Consider the following 20,659-nt stretch of genomic DNA (forward strand, 5'->3'; position numbering starts at 1 on the left):
CCGACCGCTTCGGCCTGTCCATCGTCATGTGGATCGCCTGCGGCGGCGCCTTGCTGGCCGCGCTGCTGGCCCTGTTCCTCAAGGAAACCGCCCCGGCAGTACTCGCTCGTGGCCGCCGTGCCGAACCCTCCGCGTCTTGCGCCCTGCAAGGAAACCAGCCATGAAAGCACTGCGTTGGCATGCCGCCCGCGACCTGCGCCTGACCGATCTGCAACTGCCGGAGCCCGGCCCGGGCGAGGTGTTGCTTCAGGTTGCCTATTGCGGCATCTGTGGCAGCGACCTGCACGAATACGCCGACGGCCCGCACTCGATTCCGCAACAGGTGGCGCACCCGCTGTCCGGTTGCCGTGCGCCCCTGACCCTCGGCCATGAATTCTGTGGCCAGGTCCTGGCCCTGGGCCCAGGCGTCGACCAGGTGCAGGTGGGCAGCCGGGTGGCGGTAGAGCCCGAGTATCGCTGCGGCGATTGCCAGTACTGCCGAGCCGGCCAGTACAACCTCTGCCAGTCCATGGGTTTTATCGGCCTGATGGGCGATGGCGGCTTCGCCGAGCAGGTGCTGGTGCCGGCCTACATGCTGCACCTGCTGCCGGACTCGGTGAGCTTCAAGCAGGCCGCGGTGCTGGAACCGGCGGCAGTGGCCTTTCACGCGCTGAACCAAAGCAGCCTCAAGGCCGGTGACAGTTGCGTGGTGTTCGGCCTCGGCCCCATTGGCCTGCTGCTGATCCTGTTGGCACGCCTGCGCGGCGTGGAGCGGATCTACGCCGTGGACATCAGCCCGGAACGGCGGCAACTGGCCCACGAGTTCGGTGCCTTGGAGGTGCTCGATGGCCATGCCGAAGACCTGTCGCAACGCCTGCATCACCTCAGCGGCGGCGGCTTCGACACCGCCTTCGAGGCCGCTGGCAGCCAGCCGACCCTGAGCCTCGCCCTGCAGGCACTGCGCAAGGGCGGCGAGGTGGTGCTGGTGGGGTTGATGGGCCAGGTCAGCATCGACGCTTTCCACCTGGTCAACAACGAACTGCGCCTGCTCGGCAGCGTGGGCTATCGCCATGCCTATCCGCCCCTGATCGAACTGCTGGCCAGCGGCCAACTCGACCTGACGCGCGTCATCACCCGCTGCGTCACCCTTGACCAAGCCGTAGCGCAGGGCTTCGAAGCGCTGTTGCAGGACAAAAGCCAGATCAAGGTGATTGTGGGTGGGGAGCGCTGAGCCTCAAGCGTTGAGCTTCAAGCCTCAAGCTCGCCACTTGAAGCTTGAAGCTCGCAACTACCACCGACCCAACAACAATAAAAACGAGTAACGCCCATGAACACCCTTCCCCTGCTGTGCCCGCTGCTTGCAGCGCTTGTGTTCACTCCGCTGTGCCAGGCCGATGTACCGAGCCGTGAAGGCCCGTTAGCCGGCCTCGGTGAGCAATTGGCCGCTTACGGCATTCAACCCCATGTGCAGTTCTGGAACCTGTCGATGAAGAATTTCGACACCGGGCCGCGGGAGCACAGCGTCGGCAACAGCGGCGACCTGTTCGTCGGCGCCGATGTCGACCTGAACACCCTCGCTGGCCTCGAAGGCGCGAGTGTTCATTTCGAGGAAACCCTGTTCATCCTCGACACCGCCACCGGTCAGCCGACTTCACGTAACTGGCAAGGCGCCGCCGGCAGTTATTTTGCCGGGGCGCCGATCCACAACGACATTACCAGCAACCAACTGAGCCTGCTGACCTACCAGCAGACCTGGCTCGACGGCCAGCTCGACATGAGCCTGGGGCGCACCAATGCCCGGCGCTATTTCTATATCTACAACTGCGAAACGGTGGTCACCTGCAACGACCCGATCATTGATTCGTCCACCGGCATCCTGCCGCCGCCCTATGGCAGTTGGGGCGGCTACCTGAAGTACCAGCCGACACCCGGTTTCTATGTGCACGCCGGTGCCTTCGAGTCGAACCCGGCGGACTACCTGAAAAAGCGCAAGGGCCTGGACTTCAGCACCGACGACGCCAGCGGCACCAGCCTGCTGCTGGGCATCGGCAGCAAGAATGACGGGGCCTACAGCGCCCACTACGAACTCAACGGCTACTACAACACCGCCAACCAGCAAGACCCGCTGACCGGCGCCAGCGAGCACGGCACCCACGGTGCCTTCTTCAAGTTCCAGCAAGGCTTCTGGCGGGCCGACGGCGGCCGGGGCACCGCCCCCCAGGCGCTGTTGGCATTTGGTTCGCTGTCGGTGGCCGCCGATGACAAACAGCCCTTCAGCCATTTCGCCGAGGCCGGCCTGACCTACCTCGCGCCCTTCGACCGCCCCCAGGACAAGCTCAACCTCAAGGCCAGTTACCTGCGCATCAACGACCACCAGTTGCGCTTCCAGCAACAGGCACGGATCGCCAACGGCGGCGACACCCGCCTGGGCGAGCGCAATGTCTACGCCATCGAGGCCAACGGCCACTTCGCCCTGACTCGGCACCTGGCGCTGGAGCCCAGCGTCCAGTACCTGATCAACCCGGACAACTTCTACAACCCAGAAGCTCGCGAGCTGAGCGGCAACGGCTTTGTCGTCGGCCTGCAAGTCATGTTCGACGTCGGCGCGGCCCTGGGCCTGTAAACCTATTTTCTACTGCCAACGAGGTATCTACCATGACTGATTCTGCGCCACGTTCATTCGACTACATCGTGGTCGGTGCCGGCTCGGCCGGTTGCGTGCTGGCCAATCGTCTGTCGGCCGATCCGCAGACCAGCGTCTGCCTGATCGAGGCCGGCCCCAGCGACCGCAGCCTGTTTCCTGGCGCCTATGTGCGCACCCCGGCGGGCATCATCCGCCTGATCGCCAACCCGAAGTGGAACTGGATGCATCAGTTCAGTGCCCAGGCGGAGAGCGGCAACCGCCCGATCCCCTGCCCCCGCGGCCGGCTCTGGGGCGGCTCCAGCGCCATCAACGGGATGATCTACATCCGCGGCCACCGCAACGACTACGACCGCTGGGCGACGGCCGGCAACCCGGGCTGGAGTTACGACGAACTGCTGCCGTACTTCCTGCGTTCGGAACACTTCGAGCCCGGCGCCTCACCCTGGCATGGGCAAGGCGGCGAACTCAACGTCGCTGCGCAGCGCAGCCCCAGCCCGATCAACCCGGTGTTCTACCAGGCCGCCAAGGAACTGGGCTGGCACTACAACCCGGACTTCAACGGCGAGGAACAGGAAGGCTACGGCCCCTTTCACGTCACCCAGATCAACGGTGAACGCTGCAGCGCCGCGCGGGCCTTCCTGCACCCGGTGCTGTCGCGCCCCAACCTCTGCGTCTTGAGCTCGACCCTCACCCACCGCGTGCTGCTGGAAGGCGATCGTGCCTGCGGCGTCGAGGTCAGCCAGGAGGGCACCGTGTTCCAGTTACAGGCCCGACGCGAAGTGATCCTCAGCGCTGGCGCCATCAATTCACCGCAAATACTGCTGCTCTCCGGCATCGGCGCCGCCGCCGAACTGCAGCGCCATGGCATCGCCCAGCGCCACGAACTGCCGGGGGTCGGCCACAACCTGCAAGACCATCAAGACGTGGTGCTGATGTACCGCTGCGACAGCGAGCTGACCTACGGGGTGTCGGCCAAAGGCCTGCTGCCCCTGGCCCGCTCGCCCTGGCAATACCTGAGCCGACGCCGCGGCCCCATGACCTCCAACACCGTGGAATCCGGCGCGTTCCTGCGCCTGCAACCCGAGGATGCCGCGCCGGAACTGGGCCTGATCGTCGCCCCGGCGCTGAAGAACCAGCCACAGCGCCTGGTGCCATTCGGCCATGGCGTCAGCCTGCACATCGCCGTGATGCACCCGCAAAGTCGCGGCCAGGTCCGGCTGCACTCCGCCGATCCCCATGACAGGCCCGTCATCGACAGTCACTTCCTCAGCCACCCGGAGGACCTGCGCAAACTGGTAGAAGGCGTGCGCCTGGTGCGCAAGCTGACGGCGAGCAAGGCATTCGCCCAGCGTCTCAAGGGCGAATTGATACCCGGCCCCCAGGTCGAGAGCCAGGCGCAGATCGAACAATGGGTTCGCGACAACCTCGGCACCGTGTTCCACCCCGTCGGCACCTGCAAAATGGGCCACGACGCGCTGGCGGTGGTCGACGACCAACTGCGGGTCCACGGCCTGCAAGGCCTGCGCGTGGCCGACGCCTCGATCATGCCCAGCCTGACCACCGGCAACACCAACGCCGCGGCCATCATGATCGGCGAAAAAGCCGCGGACCTGGTGCTGGGTAAAACACCGCCCACCACTCGCCCACTCGCTCGTCTAGAGCAACAGGTGCCTTCGTTGGCTGTGGGGTAAAAAGCGCAGGTGCTCGTCAGGGGTGGGTCTTGGGGTCAGTGGATTTGGTGCGCCCGATAGGGCGCATCAAACCGACAGCCAGGGTGTTGGGCGACGGCAAATCTACGCGACCGAGGCCATGGCCTCGGCGGGGCCTACGGCAGGATCTAATCGTGTTCGTGCCCGATGTTATCGACCGGAATGATCTGCACATTGCCATGCCGGACGCCGCGCTCAGCCATGACATGTTGCGCTAACTCCGTGACCTGCCCGGTAGGCCCTTTCAATACAGACACCTCGAGACAATTGCCGTGGTCAAGGTGCACGTGCAGGGTGGACATCGTCAGGTCATGGTGTGCATGGAACGTAGTATTCAAGCGTTTGGAAAGCTCACGGGTGTGGTGGTCGTAGACATAACTCAAGGTGGCCACACAGCCAGCCTCGGGGTCTCCAGCCTCGGTGTCCGCTAACCCGGCTCGCAGCAAATCGCGAACAGCTTCAGAGCGGCCCTGATACCCGTGGGTGTCCACACGCCGGTCAATGGCGGCCAAGAGGTCCTCGTCCAATGTGATGGTTACTCGTTGCATTAATACCTTCCGCCAGTATGAGCTTTACCAATAGACATCATACTTATCGATGAATACTCTATGCCCGCCATCATTTGGGGGGACATGAGTGTGAAGCAGAGAAGGACGAAACAAAAGATCGGTCGATGGATCCAGGCGGCGTGTCTTGCAGCAGGTCTCTTGAACATTGCCAGTGCCCGTGCCGAATCGTCACGCGCAACGCTCACTTACAGCTGGCCCACCAACGCTGGCCCGCTAGACCCCAGAGGCTATTCGCCCAACCAAATGTACGCCCAGGCCATGGTCTATGAACCCTTGGTGCGCTACACCGCAGCAGGCTCGCTGGAGCCGTGGTTAGCCAAAAGTTGGAGCATTTCACCGGACGGTAAAACCTACACCTTCGAACTTCGTGAGGGTGTGACGTTCAGCGACGGAACCCCGTTCGACTCGGCTGCCGCCAAGGCCAACCTGGACGCCGTGCTGGCCAACAGCAAAAGACACCAATGGATGGAGCTGGTCACAACCCTTGAGCGCGTGGAATCACCCGATCCCCAGACCTTGGTACTGGTCCTCAAACACCCCTATTACCCCACCCTGCTTGAACTGGCCCAAGTCCGCCCCCTGCGCTTTGCGACCCCCCATGCGAAACAGGGAAGCCCTATCGGTACAGGGCCATGGAAACTTGTCGAGACCCGCCGTGGCGAGTACGACCGCTTCCAGCGAAACGAGCATTACTGGGGGGCAAAACCTGCGTACGAAGCAGTGCTGGTCAAAGTGATCTCCGACCCGGACAGCCGCGCCATCGCCCTGCAGACCGGGGAGCTGGACCTGATCCAAGGCGCGGAAGGCGAAATATCGCCGGGCACCTTCGTACGGCTTCGTGAAGCCGGTTTCCGCGCCACCCTCTCAGCACCCTTGGCGACGCGCACGCTGGCAATGAACACTGGCCGGGCACCCACCAATGACCTGGCGGTACGTCGGGCCATCAATCAGGCCGTAGACAAAGACACGATCATCGCCAAGGTGCTGCATGGCCTGGAACCGCGCGCTGATGCCTTGTTCTCCAACAACATGCCGTACACCGACATTGGTCTCAAAGCCCTGCCCTTCGACCCGGCTGCCGCACGCAGGACCCTTGAGGAGGCCGGCTGGAAGCCGTCTTCGGCCAAAGGGCCTTTGCGGAAGGACGGCCAGCCACTGAGCATCGAACTGTGTTTCCTGGGCACCAGCGCGTTGCAAAAAAGCCTGGCTGAGGTCATCCAGGGCGAGTTGGCGAAAATCGGTATTGAGGTGCAACTGCGTGCCGAAGAAGAAGGCGCGTTGGTACAACGTCAGCGTGAAGGCCGCTTCGGCATGATCTTCGCCGACACCTGGGGTGCTCCCTACGATCCCCATTCATTCATCAGTTCCATGCGCTACGCCGGACACGCTGATTACATGGCCCAGCGCGGCTTGCCGATGAAAGACGCCATCGACCGCAAGATTGCCGACGTATTGGCCAGCACCCAAGAGCAGGCGCGCGCCGAAGGTTACCGGGAAATTCTAACCACCCTGCAAGAGCAGGCTGTGTACCTGCCAATTTCCCACCTCACAGCCATCAGCGTCAGTCGCCCAGTTGTCGAAGGCGTCGAATTCGGCAGTACGCTATTCGATGTACCTTTCGAACGTATGCGTCCCGTCAGCGGGAAGCCTTAAGCCATGTTGCGTTATGTACTCCTGCGTCTGGTCCTACTGATTCCCGTGCTGCTTGGGGTTTCGCTGATCGTTTTCACACTGTTGCACCTGGGCAATGGCGACCCGGCACTGGATTATCTGCGGCTTTCGCAGATCCCGCCCACCGATGCAGCGTTGCAGGAAGCACGACATGCACTCGGCCTGGACCGACCGTTGCCCGAGCAATATCTGACCTGGCTGTGGAATGCGCTGCACTTGGATTTCGGTACGTCCTACATCACGGGACGACCGGTGCTGGATGATCTGTTGTACTACCTGCCTGCCACCCTGCAACTGGGCGGACTGGCTCTGGCATCGACCCTGCTGATGAGTATCCCGCTAGGCCTGGCGGCGGCACGCTGGCGCGGACGCTGGCCTGATCAGTTGGTACGTCTGGTCACCTTCATCGGTGTGTCGATGCCCAATTTCTGGCTGGCCTTCCTGCTGATCGCGCTGTTCTCCCTGTGGCTCGGCTGGTTACCGCCCTTGGGCCGGGGCGACGCCGCGCACCTGGTGATGCCTGTCCTGGCGATCGCCTTGATGTCCATGTCGATCAATGCCCGGTTGTTGCGGGCCAGCCTGCTGGACGTCAGCCAACAGCGCCATGTGCTTTATGCGCGAGCACGGGGCCTGGACGAGCGGCGCGTCTGGCGCAGTCATATCCTGCGTAATGCCTGGATGCCACTGGTGACAGCCACCGGCATGCACATCGGCGAACTGCTCAGCGGCGCATTGGTGATTGAAACCATTTTTGCCTGGCCAGGTGTGGGGCGTTTCGCCGTCGGTGCCGTGCTCAATCGCGACTTCCCAGTCATGCAGTGTTTTACCCTGCTGCTGACCGCGCTGTTGGTGGTGTGCAATCTGATCGTGGACATCTGCTATGCCTGGCTTGATCCGCGCACACGACTGGCCGGGGTATCGGCATGAAAACTCTTGCATCGTCAACGTCCACAACGAATTGGGGACTGCGCCTGGGTTGCCTGATGGTCGGTGTCCTGGTCCTGTTGGCAGTCCTGGGACCTTGGCTCGCGCCTTATGACCCGACGCTGGTCGATCTCAGCGAACGCTTGCTGCCTTCCAGCAGTCACCACTGGCTCGGTACTGACCATCTTGGACGGGATGTACTGTCCCGACTGATTGTCGGCGCCCAGCTATCGTTGGGCAGCGTCCTGATGACGCTCACACTGGTGTTGGCGCTGGGCATCGGAATAGGTGGCTTGGCTGGGTTTGTCGGCGGCCGAATCGACATGTTGCTGATGCGTCTGTGCGATATGTTCCTGACCTTCCCTACGCTGGTATTGGCGTTTTTCCTGATTGCTTTGCTCGGCACCGGCTTGACCAACGTAATCATCGCCATCGCTCTCTCCCATTGGGCCTGGTACGCACGCATGGTGCGCGGCATGGTCATCGCCCAGCGCGGGCGTGATTACGTCATTGCCTCGCGCCTTGCCGGGGCTTCGCGCATTACCCGAGTTCGCCAGCACATCCTGCCCAATGTGGCGGGTCAGTTGCTGGTCCTCGCCTCGATGGACATCGGCCATATGATGCTGCACGTGTCCGGGCTGTCATTTCTCGGGCTGGGTGTCAGCCCACCGACACCGGAATGGGGGGTGATGATCAATGACGCCAAAGAGTTCATATGGACCCAGCCCCAACTGCTGCTGTGGCCGGGGCTGATGATTTTCTTTTCGGTGATGGCCTTCAACCTGCTGGGCGATGCACTGCGAGACCGCCTCGATCCGGCCCTGCGCACGGAGGTTAAATGATGCACGGGCAACTCCAGCTCCGAAACTTGCGCATCGAGCATCGTCGCCACACCCTGGTCGACGGCATCGACCTCACCCTCGACACCGGGCAGATCTGCGCCCTGGTGGGGGCCAGCGGCTCGGGAAAATCCCTGACCTGCCTGGGCATCCTCGATCTATTGCCGGATGGCTTGCAGCGGGTCTCCGGTGACCTGTTGATTGATGATCGCAGCGTGTTCGCCAATGAACTGCGCGGGCGGGAAATCGCGCTGGTATTGCAGAACCCACGCAGTGCCTTCAACCCGGTACGCAACCTGCGTCAACACGCGCTTGAAACCCTTCGCGTGCGTGGCGTCAAGGGGGCATCAGCCCAGACGCAGATGCGCGAGGCCATCAACGAAGTAGGCCTGGACGACGTTGATCGAGTGCTCGATTCGTTCGCCTTTCAACTGAGCGGCGGCATGCTGCAACGCATGATGATTGCCCTGGCACTTATGGCCCAAAGTCGCTTTTTGTTGGCCGACGAACCCACCAGCGACCTGGATGTGGTTGCCCAGGCACGGTTTCTTGGCCTGCTTGAACGACTGGCAGCGCAGCGCAATCTTGGCGTCCTGCTGGTCACCCATGACATGGGGGTCGTGGCGCGCTGTTGCCACCGGGTCGCCGTGATGGAGAACGGCCGCATCGTTGAACAGGCGACGTGCATAGCCTGTTCGCATCGCCACAAAGTGCCGCTGCTCGGGCACTCCTGCATGCCCACCGCACATTGACCCGGGAGCATCCGTACCCATGAGCCTATTGCACGCAAAAAATCTGAGCCATGGCTATACCAGCGGCGGCTTTCTGACCCGCAAGCACCGCATACAAGTGCTTCGCGGACTGAGCCTCGAGCTTCATGAGGGCCAAAGCCTGGGGCTGCTGGGTGGCAGTGGCAGCGGTAAAAGCACGCTAGCTCGGTTATTGATGGGCATCGAAAAGCCGGAGCAAGGCAGCATTGCCTTCAACGGTGATCCGTTAGAGCCGGGCAACCCACACTTCTTGCAATCCGTGCAGATGGTTTTTCAAGATGCTCCCAGTGCGTTCAACCCGCAGCGCACCATCGGCTGGAGCATTGCCGAACCTCTGCGCCACCTTCGAGGCCTGAACACCAGCGACTGCCAAGCGCGTGTTGCCGCATTGCTGCAACAGGTGCAACTGGCGCCCAGTAACGCCGGAAAACTGCCTTCGCAGCTAAGCGGAGGTCAACTGCAGCGCGCGGGCATTTCCAGGGCCCTCGCAGTAGAGCCAAAGCTCATCATCCTGGATGAAGCGCTTTCCAACCTTGATCGTGTGCTGCAAGTGCAGATGCTTGAGTTGCTCGCGACCCTACGCAACCGACTCGGCACCGCATTTGTCCTCATCACCCACGACTTGAGCCTGGTGCAACACTTTTGCCAGCGCGTCATCGTGCTGGCCGACGGCACCGTCGTCGAAGATCGTCCGGTAGAACCGGGTATGCGATTCACTCATCCTTGCGCTCGGCGCCTTCAGGATTCCGTACTGCCGCCTGAACCTCAGCCCTCCCTTAACGCCTCCGCCAGCCACTCAACCAGCGCGCGCACTTCAATCCGAGTCTCTGCGCCGTAGTGTGTAAAAACCGATATCGCCTGCGGTAACGGCACGCTTTCTACGCAAGGTCGTACTAGCGCACCGCTTTCAATCAGCCGGCCGGCGGTTCGGCGCCAACCCATTGCGATGCCATGGCCTTCGACGGCGGCCTGGAGCATCAAGGGGTAACTGTCAAACACCGAGCGTTGAGGGCAATCCTCCAATGTCTGCCCAAAGACTTGCAGCCAGGTGTCCCATTCCATCAAGTGCGGGGGCGTGGCGCTGTGGTGCAAAAGGGTGTGGCGGCGAAGGTCGGCAAGGGCGAGTGGCTGCCGGCCAGTCAGGTACTCAGGGCTGCACACGGGAAACACTTCATCCGCGGCGGTGAATGCCAAACCGTGCAGGCCGCTGGGGCGTCCGCTGCTTTGCAGGGCCACATCGAAAGGGTCATTGAATTCGGCCAACGGCCGGGTGGTGGTCGCGAGTTGAATCTCGATTTCCGGGTGCTGCTGGTGGAACGTCGACAGGCGCGGCATCAGCCAATAGAAGGCTTCGCACAACTGGCAGAGCAACACCACGCGGTTTTTACGCGGGGCTTCACGCAGGGCCACGGCACTGTTGCTGATGCTTTGCAGCGCGCTGCTGACCACGCGCCCGAGTTCACGCCCTTCTTGGGTCAAGAAGACCGCGCGGTTGCGGCGGCAGAACAGCTTCAGCCCCAGGTTGTCTTCCAGCCCACGGATCTGGCGGCTGACCGCCGCTTGGGTGATGTGCAACTCTTCGGCGGCTTTTGAAAAGCTTTCCAGTCGAGCAGCGGCCTCAAAGGGCAGCAAACTGGCCAGCGGCGGCAATGATTTTCCAAGACTATTCATAATCAGAGGTTATGCATCCAGGGCCGAGAACTCGTTTGTAGCACAGCTGCATGGCTGTGCAACATGCGCTGAATCCCTCACGGACCTTTCTGATGCCCACTGCTCACTCAAACATCCTGATTGGCGTGGCCCTGGCCGTGGTCGCGACCCTAAGCTGGGCCCTGAACTTCGTGGCGCCCTATGTCACCGGCGCTTACAGCCTCTACGATTTGATGGCCATCCGCTTTCTGATCGCCGGTGGGCTGGGTGCGGCAGTCGTGCTGTTCTGTCGCGCCCAGCTAAGGCTCTTGCGTCGCCATCAACAATGTCTCGCCGCAGGCCTGGGCGTCATCGGTTACCTCGCCTACAGCAGCTGTATTGCCGCCGGTGTGATTTTCGGCGGGCCGGTGCTGACGCCCGCGTTTATTGGCCTGGTGCCGGTGTTGCTGGCCCTGCTCGGCAACGCCCGGAATAAAACCCTTCCCTGGCGCCGGCTGGCGATGCCGCTGGCGTTTTTGACGGCTGGGCTGCTGCTGTCAAACATCAGCAGCGCCCATCAACCTGCCGCAGACGGACATTCGTGGCTGATGGGGTTGGGTTTTTCCATCGGCGCCGTTGCCCTGTGGCTGGTCTTCAGCGTGCTGAATCAGAGCGCCCTGGGCAGGCTCCCGGCCCATGCATCAGCCCTCTGGACCGGCCTGATGATGACGGGCGCCGGCATCGGCACCCTGTGTCTGTTACCGCTGGTACAGGCCCTCGGCCTGCTCAACCTGCCGAGCCTGGGTTTCGGCCTATCCCAGGCAGGACAGCTGTACGGCTGGGGTTTACTGATTGCGCTGATGTCCTCCTCGGTCGGGGCCTGGGCGTGGAACGCCGCGTCCCGCCGCCTGCCCATGGTGCTTTCCGGGCAACTGATCGCCCTTGAATCGCTGTTCGCCACCCTGCTCGGCTTGGTGTTTCATGGCCGCCTGCCAACACTGTTGGAAGCGTCAGGCCTGGCGGCGGTGCTCGTCGGCGTGGTCATGGCCGTTCGCATCATCCTGACGTTGCGCCGATCAACTGCCGTTGCCTGATCTAAAGTCCCTCCCCAGGGTGCCGATATCTGCTTTGAATCATTGGCTCCAGAACCTCCTGAACCGCTGCTGCACTCCCCGCCTGCGTAACGTCCCGTCACGGCGCATGGCCGCTTTGTTCCTGGCTCAAAGACATGGAGTAAAAGTGAATGCCTGCCCACCCGCGCTTTCTTGAGCATTACCGCAAAGCCGACCGCATCATGCTGGCGCTGGTCTGGCTGATGTTTGTGTTTTCACTGGGTTTGGCGTTCTGGCACGACACGTTGATCCAGGCGCTGGTGGTGGGGGGTGGCACCTGTGTGCTGCTGACCGTGCTGTATCGCGCCATCGGCGGCACACGCTGGATGCGTTGCGGCCTGGGCGTTGGCTTGATGGTCATGGCGGCCTTGCACATCAACCAGGCCCAGGGGGTCATCGAGTCGCACTTCGGCATTTTCGCCTTGCTGGCGGTGCTGACCTTTTATCGCGACTGGTTGCCGATCCTTGTGGCGGCGTTGACCATCGCGGTGCATCACGTGGTGTTCCACGTCCTGCAACATCAAGGTTTTCCAGTGTTCGTCATGGAGCATCACGGCGGCTGGACGATGATTTTCGTCCACGCGTTCTACGTGGTCATGGAGACCGTCGCCCTGCTCTATCTGGCGGTGCACAGCCAGGCGGAGGCGGTCGAGAGCCAGGACATGCTGGAGAAAATGCTCACAGTCACCACACAGCTCACCGCCGACCCGGGCAAGGGCGACAACGAGCGGGTGCACGTTTCGCTGGCTGATCGCTTCGACCGATTCCTGATGCAGGTCACGGCCCTGGTCGACGGGGTGGTCCACGACTCCCAGGGCCTGGGTGATCTGGGCCAGGAGTTGGCCAAGGCCAGCGATACCCTGGAGAAAGGCGCCAAGCACCAACTGGCGGAAATCGCCCAGATGACCGACTCGATGCAGCGCATGGGGGACGCCATGGGGCACATTGTGGTTCACGTCGAGCACGCCGTTGAACACACCGGCCAAGCCAGCCTGCAAATCACCCGCGGGCAGGAAAGCGTGAGCCGGGCCCAGCATGAAATCACCCAACTGGCCTCGCGCCTGAAAGGCACCCATGAAACGGTGCAGGTCCTGGCGGTACAGGCCGAGCAAATCGGCAGTGTGCTGGAGGTCATCAGCAGCATTGCCGAACAAACCAACCTGCTGGCCCTCAACGCCGCCATCGAGGCCGCCCGCGCCGGCGAGCAAGGCCGAGGCTTTGCGGTGGTGGCCGATGAGGTGCGAAGCCTGGCGCAGCGCACCGCCGTTTCCACCCATGAAATCAGAACCATCATCGAAGCCCTGCAACAAGGCAGCCGCAAAGCTGTCGAGGCCATGCACGAAAGCCACGAAGGCGTAGAGCGTTGCGTCGAGGACAGTCAACTGGCAGTGGCGATGTTGCAGGCCGTGGGCAGTGATATCTCGCAGATCGATCAACTCAATGGGCGTATCGTCACCACCACCCGCGAACAATCCACGGCGAGCGTCGAGATTGTCGGGCGTCTGCAATCGGTGCAAAGCATTGCGCAAAACACCGCCGACGATGTCGAAACCCTCGCCCTGAGCAGCCAGCGCCTACCCCCTATCGCGGTTCGCCTGGACACCCTGGGTCGCAAGTTCCACCAGTAACGACCGACAAAGGATGCGACATGCTGATTGCCCATCTATCCGACCTGCACATTAGGCCCCCAGGCGTGCTGTACCAGGGGCTGGTGGATTCGAACCGCCACTGCCAGCAAGCGATCGAACATTTGAATGGGCTGCGTCCGCGCCCGGACGTGGTCATCATCACCGGCGACCTGGTGGATGAAGGCTTGCCGGCCGAATACGAAATGGCAAAACAGTTGCTCGCCGGTATTCAACAGCCGCTGTTGATGATTCCGGGCAATCACGATGACCGCGAGCGATTCAGGGCGGCGTTCCCTCAGGCCATGCCAGGCGCCAGCCAAGGCCCCGTGCACTTCGTGGCGGCGGATCTGGGGCCGGTTCGCCTCATTGGCCTGGACATCACCGTGCCCGGGGAGCATCACGGCGACGTCGACGAGGCGGCGCAGGCGTGGCTCGAACAGGCCCTGGCCCAAGAGCCGGATCGACCGACCCTGATCATGCTGCACCAGCCGCCCTTCCTCAGCGGTATTCCTTACATCGACACCTACGCCTGCCTCAACGGGCATCGTCTGGCCCAGGTCGTCGCGCGCTACCCAACAGTCGAGCGCATCGTCTGCGGGCACATTCACCGCTCCATGCAGTTGCGCTTCGGTGGCTCCTTGCTGTGCACCGCGCCCAGCACCACCACGGCCATCGCCCTGGCCCTGGACGAAAACGCCCAGGAGGCCTCCTACCTGGAGCCCCCCGCCCTGCTGCTGCATCACTGGAAACCCGACACCGGGCTTATCACCCACTGGGTCCCCATCGGCACCTTCCCAGGACCAATGCCCTTCGCCTGAACAACCCGCGCTTTGCACCGGCCTACAACACACATCAAGCTCGACGGTGCTCCTGTAGGAGCCGGCTTGCCGGCGATGCCCCCCTGCCCTGAAGCCCCTGATTGCTGGCAAGCCAGCTCCAACACATCCAGACCGACAACGTCGACGTGCGGGGAAATGGGTTTACAGCGCCAGGTGCGCGGCGCCCAACACCAGCATGGCACCGCCAAGGACGAGCCAGGCACGGAGCACACTGCGAAGGCTGAAGACCCCAATGACGATGGCGCTGTACAGCCCGAAGCTCAGCAGCGTGGTGATCAACACCCCATCGGCCGGATTGACGCCCGGTGTGCGGGACAACAGCACTGCCAATAACGACAGGGCTGACGAGGACACCCCATAACCGCCCAGGCCGGCGGCCAACACCCGACTCAAGACCCGCCAACGGTAACCCTTCGGTGATTCGCGTTTATGGGTGGCGGCCATCTCAATTCACCTGGGCCGGTTTGGCGGAACGACGCCCGCGCTCAGTGGCGCTGTCGGGCTTACGATGCAGCTTGCGCAGGGCAACCACCAGCAGCACACCGAAGGTCAACGCGACGCCCTCGACACTTGCCCGTTGCCAGTCGTCGGCGGCGATGTAGCGGCCGATATGCTGCCCCGTGGTCAACAGGTTGAGCAGCGGCAGGCCAAAGCACAGCAACGCGGCACACAACAGCTGTTCGCTCCAGGCCTTGTGGGAAGGCCTGGCCAGGGCATGAACCAGCGCCGCCAGCCAGACCAACAGAAAGCTACGGATTTCCCAAAGCGCCCGCCCCGGCATTTCAATGGGTAGCAGCCGGTTGGCGTAGAAATAAGCGATACAGGCCACGCCCATGCCCGCCACACAGGCCACGTTGAGGGCATCGACCACCCGGTACACCCCAGCAGTCGCGGCGCCGAACTCTCGCTGGCTCTTGATCCGCCGCTTGATCGTAAACAGCAGGGTGCCGGCAGCCATCATCAGCATGCCCAGCAGGCCGCTGATGAAGTACAGCCACTTCATGCTCCAGCCGCCAAAGTCGGCGAAATGCAGTGACTTGATCACCCCATAAATCCGTTCGCCAATCGCCAGCGTCGCCGCCTCCGGCAACTGGACCTGCAACACGGCGCCGCTCACGCCATCGAACAGGACGCTGGCCTGGGGGGTGAACAGCGCCTGTGACGGCCGTGCCGTATCCGCCAGGCCCAACACCCGCACGCTCATCCCGGGTGCACCAGGCCGGTCGATCAACAGCAGGCGCGCGGGCTGCCCGAGCAACACTTGCGCCCGCTGCATCAGCTCGGACCATTGGGACGTGACGGTCTGCCCTTCAGGCCCCAAGGGGCTCAATGGCAACTGCGCCGAGTTCGACAAGTCGGATTGAAACCGGCTGTAGGCGTCCGGCTCGGCCCCATAGACCGCTCGCAGCGGACCAGGCACGTAGCTGGTGTAGAAAATGGACAAGCCCGTGTAAGCGATCATCAGCAGAAAAGGCAGAGTCATGACCGCCGCGGCGTTGTGCGCATCCAGCCAGGAACGCGGCCCCCTGCCCGGCCGAAAGGTAAAGAAATCGAGGAAGATCCGCCGGTGCACCACCACCCCGGAAATCAGCGCCACCAGCAGGCCCAGGGTCAACCCGCCGACCAGCCAGAAGCCCAGGACCGGCAGGTGCAGCATGTAGTGGAAGGACATGAAATGCCGGCCACCTTCGGTTTTACGTGCCAGCCCCTGTGTCAGGGGCGCACCGTTATCCGCGGACAACGCCACTTGCCGAGTGCCATCCCCAAGCCGCCAGGTCAAGGTCATGGCCTCGCCCGGATGCTGCGGCAACTGCACCCTCCAGAATCGCGCACCGGCGGCATGCTCACCCAGGTAGCGCGCCGCATGGTCAACGGCGCGGGCAGTATCAAGGCTCTCCCCCTGCGCAACGGTGGCCAGGGGCTGGGCCTCCATCCAGCGGGTAATGGGGTCGCGAAACACGCTCAAGCTGCCGGTCAGGAAAATCGCGCACAGCAGCCAGCCGCACGCCAGCCCGCACCAGGTGTGCAGCCAGGCCATCGACTGGCGAAAGCTGTCCTTCATGACGGCCTGCCCGCTACGCCCGCAACAGCTTCAGCACTCAAAAATCCCCTCGCAGGGTCAACAGGTAGCTGCGCGGTTCACCAAACAGGTTGGACCGGTCGGTGGCCACGGCGGTGGTGTAGTAACGGCGATCAAACAGGTTCTCGGCATTGAGCGACACCTTCCAATGCTCGTCGAGCTTCCAACTGGCGCGAGCATCCCAGATCGCATAGCCCTTGCTGCCGAATTCCAGCCCGGTGGTCGAGGCCGCTTCGTAACCCGATTGCGCCGACACACCGCCGCCCAAGGTCAGGCGATTCCACTGGCCCGGCAGGTTGTAGCTGGTTTGCAGGCGCAGCATGTGCTTGGGCGTTTCGTACGCCACTTCGACCGCCTCGGTGTTGTTGCGCAAAAGGTTGAAGGTGTAGCCGCCGAACACCTGCAAGCCCGGCAACACCTCGCCGCTGGCTTCGATATCGATGCCCTTGCTGCGCTTGATCGTGCCGTTGACGTAGCAAGTGCCGCTGCTGTCGTTGGAAAAACAGTCGACGTTGGCGGTGTCCACCAGGGCGACATCGGTTTGCTTGATATAGAACAGCGCCATCGACAGGTTCAGGCGACTGTCGAACAGCGCGCCTTTGATCCCCGTCTCATAATTGTCACCCGATGACGGCGACAACGGGCTGCCGCTGGCGTCCACATAGTTGCCCTGGGCGTTGAAGATTTGCGCGTAGCTGGTGTACCAGGACCATTGGTCGTCGATGTCATAAATCAGCCCCACGTACGGCGTGACTTCCCGGGTCACCTTGGACTCATAAGGCAGCGCCGAACCACGCTGGACGTCATAGGTGTAGTCATACCAACTGGCTCGCCCCCCTAGCACCAGGCTCAAGGGCTCGCTCAGACGCAGACGGGTGTTGGCGTACAGGCCCGAGCGTTCTTCAGTCATATCGATATCGGTGGCCCAGGCCGGCCTCGCCGGTTTGGCCAGGCTGTGGTGGTCGACATCGAAGATATTGATCGGCAGCCTGTTGGCGGACACCTGCACCTGTTTGGTGTTGGCTTCCTGCCGCGACCAGGTGGCGCCAACGGTAACGTCATGGGTCAGGCCAAAGGCATCGAAATGGCCATTGATATGGCTGTCCAGCCCGGTGCTGGCGACTTCATCCCGGCGAAACAGCACGTTCTGAAAGACCGAGCCGGCGTTGGTCTGCGGGTTGATCGCGCCGCGCGCATAAGCAATCTGCTGATCAAAACCGCCTTCGGAGTACGTCAACGAGGTGGTACTGGCCCAGTCGTCGTTGAAGCGATGCTCGACTTCGGCAAAGACCTCACTCATGTCGCTTTCATGGCGGTTCCAATCCTGCACCAGCGACGTGGAGCGGGAAATGTCCAGGGCGTTGCCGTTGCTGTACCTCGGCAGCCCGTAGATCGAATAACCGTTGATGACGTTTTCCTGGCGACGCAGGCTCAGGGTCAGGGTGGTGCTGTCATTCACGTCGGCCTCGACAATCCCGTACAACAACGGCGTGCGGGTGTTGAGTTGGTCGAGGTAGGAGCCATTGTCCTCGTAGGCCGTGACCAAGCGGCCGCGCACGCTGCCGGAATCGTTGAGCTTGCCGCTGGCGTCGAGGTCAACGCGGTATTGATCCCAGGAGCCGGCCCGGGTGGTGATCGAGAATTTGTTTTCCGCGGTGGGTCGCTTGCGCACCAGGTTCACGGCGCCCCCCGGCTCCCCTGCGCCGACCAGCAGACCGGAAGCCCCGCGCAAAACCTCGACCCGGTCGTAGATGGCGGTATCGGGTTTCATCCAGCCGGTGATCTGATAACCCTGGCCCGGCACACCGTCGATCAGGAAGCTTTCAGCCAGCAGCGAGAAGCCACGGGAGGTGTACACGTGGCCGCCGAAGTTACGGTACTGAAAGGTGATGCCCGGGGTTTCTTCCAGCACCTTGTCCAGGCTGGTCAAGTTCTTGTCATCCATCAGCTGGCGAGTGACCACGCTGACCGACTGCGGTGTTTCTCGCGGGGTGAGGTTCAAGCGGGTGGCCGTGCTGCTGACGCCCGTGGTGTAGGAGCCGGTGCCTTCGGTGGTCGCGCCCAGCGGGTTATCGATGGCGCTGACCGTGGTGGCCCCCAGCACCATGGCATCGCCGGCTTTGGGCAAAGGCTCCAGGACCAGGGTTCGCTCGTCGAGCAAACGCCAGGTGTAGCCACTGCCCCGCAACAGCGTGTCCATGGCCTGGGCCAGGGTGTAGGGGCCACTCAGGGCCGGCGCGTTCTGCCCGCGCACATCGTTGGAATTGAAGATAAGCCGCAAGTTGGTCTGGTCAGCCAGTTGGGTCAACGCCTGGTCCAGCGACTGCGCGGCCATCTGCAACTGGATGCGGGTCGAGGTATCTGCCGCCTGCACCGTCAAAGGCACCAGGGGCAGGCTGCCGCCCAGGGTCAGCATCAACGTCAGGGTCAGCGTCTGGCCGCTGACAGGAGCAAAAAAGTTCGAAGGTGCCGGCATTTGAATCGTCCGTAAGTGGTATCACGACATGAGAATTATTCGTGCTCACACCCACGACGAATCATCCCCACCCACCTTGCCGTCGAACGTCATATTTTTTTTGCCCACCTACAAAATCCTGCCGGTGGCGGTGCAAAACGACAGTCATGGAAAGGCGGTTTCAGAAACAGTGATGATAACTGTTCTCAGTTGAGATAGGATGCGCGCCTCACCAGCCGGGGCAGTACGCATGTCCGTGTCACCCAACTCAAATCATTTGCTGACAGCCTTTCAGGAGCACTATGCCGACCTGCTGGCTTTTCTGGCGCGACGATTGGGCAATGTGGAGAAAGCCGCAGACGTGGCGCAGGACACTTACCTGCGCCTGGCCGGGCTCGGCGATACGGCGCAGATCGTCGAACCGCGGGCGTTTGTCTTCAGGGTGGCCGGCAACCTGGCCATCGACCGTTTGCGCCAGGAACAACGGCACGCCGCCTGGCAGGTCGATGCCGGCCCCGACGATGAAGCCTGCGACCCGATGGCCTCGCCGGAACGCTCGTTTCTCGCGGCCGAAGCCATCGAACAACTGGACAAAGCCCTGCACCTGTTGCCCAGCAATGCGCGCCTGGCGCTGTTGCTCAATCGCGTCGAAGGTTTGACCCACGCGCAAATCGCCGTGCGCCTCGGGGTGTCGGAAAGCATGGTGGGCAAATACATCGTTCAAGCCATGCGCCACTGCCGGGATTGGCTACGCCAGTCGGAGTGCCTTTAGAATGCGCGGCATGCCCCTCCTTCCGACTGCTTCATTGAGCCCTTCACCATGGCTGAGCGTATGAACCACCACCTGTCCAGCCTTGAGCTGGAGGATCAGGCCATCGAGCAATGGGTGCACCTGACGTCCGGGCGGGCCAGCGACGCCGACCACGCCGCGTTTGCCCGCTGGCGGGGTCAAAGCCCGCGCCATGAAGCAGCGGCGGCCTTGGCCGAGCAAATGTGGCAAGCCTTGCCACAAACCACCAGCGCCACGACCTTTGTAGCCCCCGCTCCCAGGCAACGTCGCACCCTGCGCTGGGCAGCGTTGGCGGCCGGCCTGGCGGCGCTGGCCGTCAGCGGTTTCAATGAGCCGTTGCAGGTGTATTTTGCCGACCACACCACCGCCGTTGGCGAACGCAAGCTGCTGACGCTCGAGGATGGCAGCCAGGTCTGGTTGAACAGCGCAACGGCGCTGTCCGTGCATTACACCGCCCAACGCCGCGAGATCAGCCTGCTTAAGGGTGAAGCACTGTTTCAGGTGAGCAAGGACCCTGCCCGGCCGTTTGTGGTCCAGGCCTCCGGCGGCAGCGTGCAAGCCGTGGGCACGCGTTTTGATGTGGATCGCCAAGACCATCGTGTGCGGGTCGGCGTGACCGAAGGCGAGGTGAACGTTTCATCCGGCGGTGACGCCGTGCCGCTCAAATCCGCCCAGCAACTCGACTTTGTGGACGGTTCGCCGCCTTCGCCCACCCACCCGCTGGACATCAGCACCGCCGCAGCCTGGCAACGCGGCAAGCTGATCTTCAATCGCCGCCCGCTGGCGGAAGTGTTTGCCGACCTTGAACGGCATATGCCGGGTTCCCTGCTCGTAGCAGGCAACCTGCCGGACACCGCCGTGAGCGGCGTATTCAGCCTCGACGACGTCCCCGCCATGCTCGACGTCCTGGCCCGCACCCAGCCCGTGCGCATCTACCGATTACCCTGGCTGACCCTGGTGATGAATGCCGACCAATGATCAACCCCCGCCCCCTACCGCCCTCCATCTTGTGTAGGAGCCG

16 protein-coding genes and 3 pseudogenes are annotated in these 20,659 nt (G+C 62.6%); 14 read left to right on the forward strand and 5 right to left on the reverse strand.

Annotation, left to right across the window (positions count from 1 at the left end; genetic code table 11):
• The 4 genes and pseudogenes from M1B34_RS23475 to M1B34_RS23490 form a co-directional block, all read left to right on the forward strand.
• A pseudogene (locus M1B34_RS23475) lies at window positions 1–164 on the forward strand (MFS transporter); the annotation flags it as partial.
• On the forward strand, window positions 161–1,210 hold the full coding sequence (locus tag M1B34_RS23480; protein ID WP_268266343.1) for a 2,3-butanediol dehydrogenase: 1,050 nt from the start codon (window positions 161–163) through the stop codon (window positions 1,208–1,210). The pseudogene M1B34_RS23475 and the gene M1B34_RS23480, both read left to right, overlap by 4 nt.
• Window positions 1,211–1,306: 96 nt before the next feature.
• On the forward strand, window positions 1,307–2,602 hold the full coding sequence (locus M1B34_RS23485; RefSeq protein ID WP_123333297.1) for a carbohydrate porin: 1,296 nt from the start codon (window positions 1,307–1,309) through the stop codon (window positions 2,600–2,602).
• 32 nt (window positions 2,603–2,634) lie between these two features.
• Window positions 2,635–4,307, forward strand: a pseudogene (locus M1B34_RS23490) (GMC family oxidoreductase); the annotation flags it as partial.
• Window positions 4,308–4,460: 153 nt separating this feature from the next.
• Here M1B34_RS23490 and nikR read toward each other — a convergent pair.
• Window positions 4,461–4,880: a nickel-responsive transcriptional regulator NikR gene (nikR, locus tag M1B34_RS23495; protein WP_268263314.1), complete on the reverse strand. Its 420-nt coding sequence runs from the start codon at window positions 4,878–4,880 to the stop codon at window positions 4,461–4,463.
• Between the two features lie 90 nt (window positions 4,881–4,970).
• Here nikR and nikA point away from each other — a divergent pair, with 90 nt between their 5' ends.
• The 5 genes and pseudogenes from nikA (at window position 4,971) to nikE (ending at window position 9,943) form a co-directional block, all read left to right on the forward strand.
• The gene (gene nikA, locus M1B34_RS23500) at window positions 4,971–6,554 is read left to right on the forward strand and encodes a nickel ABC transporter substrate-binding protein (protein WP_425273537.1); all 1,584 of its coding nucleotides are present in this window, start codon (window positions 4,971–4,973) and stop codon (window positions 6,552–6,554) included.
• A gap of 3 nt (window positions 6,555–6,557) precedes the next feature.
• Window positions 6,558–7,499, forward strand: a complete 942-nt coding sequence (gene nikB, locus M1B34_RS23505) for a nickel ABC transporter permease subunit NikB (RefSeq protein WP_268266346.1) — start codon at window positions 6,558–6,560, stop codon at window positions 7,497–7,499.
• Window positions 7,496–8,338 carry a nickel ABC transporter permease subunit NikC gene (gene nikC, locus M1B34_RS23510; RefSeq protein ID WP_268266347.1) on the forward strand — a complete coding sequence of 281 codons (843 nt, stop codon included), beginning with the start codon at window positions 7,496–7,498 and terminating at the stop codon, window positions 8,336–8,338. Before nikB ends, nikC begins: the two co-directional genes overlap by 4 nt.
• Window positions 8,338–9,110: pseudogene (locus tag M1B34_RS23515) on the forward strand (ATP-binding cassette domain-containing protein). Before nikC ends, M1B34_RS23515 begins: the two are co-directional and overlap by 1 nt.
• Window positions 9,107–9,943, forward strand: a complete 837-nt coding sequence (gene nikE, locus M1B34_RS23520; RefSeq protein ID WP_268266348.1) for a nickel import ATP-binding protein NikE — start codon at window positions 9,107–9,109, stop codon at window positions 9,941–9,943. Before M1B34_RS23515 ends, nikE begins: the two are co-directional and overlap by 4 nt.
• Here the strand turns inward: nikE and M1B34_RS23525 are convergent.
• Complete coding sequence (locus M1B34_RS23525) at window positions 9,871–10,776, reverse strand: LysR substrate-binding domain-containing protein (RefSeq protein WP_268266349.1); 906 nt, start codon at window positions 10,774–10,776, stop codon at window positions 9,871–9,873. The genes nikE and M1B34_RS23525 overlap by 73 nt on opposite strands.
• A 92-nt stretch (window positions 10,777–10,868) precedes the next feature.
• Between M1B34_RS23525 and M1B34_RS23530 the strand changes: the two genes are divergently transcribed.
• The 3 genes from M1B34_RS23530 to M1B34_RS23540 all read left to right on the forward strand — a co-directional run bounded on the left by M1B34_RS23530 (window position 10,869) and on the right by M1B34_RS23540 (window position 14,292).
• Window positions 10,869–11,828, forward strand: a complete 960-nt coding sequence (locus tag M1B34_RS23530; protein WP_268266350.1) for a DMT family transporter — start codon at window positions 10,869–10,871, stop codon at window positions 11,826–11,828.
• Between the two features lie 149 nt (window positions 11,829–11,977).
• Entirely contained in the window at window positions 11,978–13,474 is a 1,497-nt protein-coding gene (locus M1B34_RS33775; RefSeq protein WP_279653434.1) for a methyl-accepting chemotaxis protein, read from the forward strand.
• Between the two features lie 20 nt (window positions 13,475–13,494).
• Window positions 13,495–14,292 (forward strand): phosphodiesterase, encoded by a 798-nt coding sequence (locus M1B34_RS23540; RefSeq protein ID WP_123333318.1) that lies wholly within the window; start codon window positions 13,495–13,497, stop codon window positions 14,290–14,292.
• 162 nt (window positions 14,293–14,454) lie between these two features.
• Here M1B34_RS23540 and M1B34_RS23545 read toward each other — a convergent pair whose 3' ends face one another.
• Genes M1B34_RS23545 through M1B34_RS23555 form a run of 3 tightly spaced genes read right to left on the reverse strand, consistent with a single transcriptional unit; the run spans window position 14,455 to window position 18,869 of the window.
• Window positions 14,455–14,757, reverse strand: a complete 303-nt coding sequence (locus tag M1B34_RS23545) for an iron transporter (protein ID WP_221178424.1) — start codon at window positions 14,755–14,757, stop codon at window positions 14,455–14,457.
• 1 nt (window position 14,758) lies between these two features.
• Window positions 14,759–16,375: a PepSY-associated TM helix domain-containing protein gene (locus tag M1B34_RS23550; protein WP_123333320.1), complete on the reverse strand. Its 1,617-nt coding sequence runs from the start codon at window positions 16,373–16,375 to the stop codon at window positions 14,759–14,761.
• Between the two features lie 37 nt (window positions 16,376–16,412).
• Window positions 16,413–18,869 (reverse strand): TonB-dependent siderophore receptor, encoded by a 2,457-nt coding sequence (locus M1B34_RS23555; protein WP_268266351.1) that lies wholly within the window; start codon window positions 18,867–18,869, stop codon window positions 16,413–16,415.
• 229 nt (window positions 18,870–19,098) lie between these two features.
• Here M1B34_RS23555 and M1B34_RS23560 point away from each other — a divergent pair, with 229 nt between their 5' ends.
• Window positions 19,099–19,620 (forward strand): sigma-70 family RNA polymerase sigma factor, encoded by a 522-nt coding sequence (locus M1B34_RS23560; RefSeq protein WP_268266352.1) that lies wholly within the window; start codon window positions 19,099–19,101, stop codon window positions 19,618–19,620.
• A 48-nt stretch (window positions 19,621–19,668) separates the two neighbouring features.
• A complete protein-coding gene (locus tag M1B34_RS23565) occupies window positions 19,669–20,616 on the forward strand; it encodes a FecR family protein (RefSeq protein ID WP_268266353.1) in 948 nt (315 codons plus the stop codon).
• The last annotated feature ends 43 nt before the right edge of the window (window positions 20,617–20,659 follow it).

It is taken from the genome of Pseudomonas morbosilactucae (genome assembly GCF_023241715.1).
Classification (GTDB): Bacteria; Pseudomonadota; Gammaproteobacteria; order Pseudomonadales; family Pseudomonadaceae; genus Aquipseudomonas; species Aquipseudomonas morbosilactucae.

Coding starts and splice junctions, on each gene's coding strand:
- M1B34_RS23480 (WP_268266343.1), top strand. CDS start 161: ATGAAAGCACTGCGTTGGCATGCCGCCCGCGACCTGCGCCTGACCGAT.
- M1B34_RS23485 (WP_123333297.1), top strand. CDS start 1,307: ATGAACACCCTTCCCCTGCTGTGCCCGCTGCTTGCAGCGCTTGTGTTC.
- nikR (WP_268263314.1), bottom strand. CDS start 4,880: ATGCAACGAGTAACCATCACATTGGACGAGGACCTCTTGGCCGCCATT.
- nikB (WP_268266346.1), top strand. CDS start 6,558: ATGTTGCGTTATGTACTCCTGCGTCTGGTCCTACTGATTCCCGTGCTG.
- nikC (WP_268266347.1), top strand. CDS start 7,496: ATGAAAACTCTTGCATCGTCAACGTCCACAACGAATTGGGGACTGCGC.
- nikE (WP_268266348.1), top strand. CDS start 9,107: ATGAGCCTATTGCACGCAAAAAATCTGAGCCATGGCTATACCAGCGGC.
- M1B34_RS23525 (WP_268266349.1), bottom strand. CDS start 10,776: ATGAATAGTCTTGGAAAATCATTGCCGCCGCTGGCCAGTTTGCTGCCC.
- M1B34_RS23530 (WP_268266350.1), top strand. CDS start 10,869: ATGCCCACTGCTCACTCAAACATCCTGATTGGCGTGGCCCTGGCCGTG.
- M1B34_RS33775 (WP_279653434.1), top strand. CDS start 11,978: ATGCCTGCCCACCCGCGCTTTCTTGAGCATTACCGCAAAGCCGACCGC.
- M1B34_RS23540 (WP_123333318.1), top strand. CDS start 13,495: ATGCTGATTGCCCATCTATCCGACCTGCACATTAGGCCCCCAGGCGTG.
- M1B34_RS23545 (WP_221178424.1), bottom strand. CDS start 14,757: ATGGCCGCCACCCATAAACGCGAATCACCGAAGGGTTACCGTTGGCGG.
- M1B34_RS23550 (WP_123333320.1), bottom strand. CDS start 16,375: ATGAAGGACAGCTTTCGCCAGTCGATGGCCTGGCTGCACACCTGGTGC.
- M1B34_RS23555 (WP_268266351.1), bottom strand. CDS start 18,869: ATGCCGGCACCTTCGAACTTTTTTGCTCCTGTCAGCGGCCAGACGCTG.
- M1B34_RS23560 (WP_268266352.1), top strand. CDS start 19,099: ATGTCCGTGTCACCCAACTCAAATCATTTGCTGACAGCCTTTCAGGAG.
- M1B34_RS23565 (WP_268266353.1), top strand. CDS start 19,669: ATGGCTGAGCGTATGAACCACCACCTGTCCAGCCTTGAGCTGGAGGAT.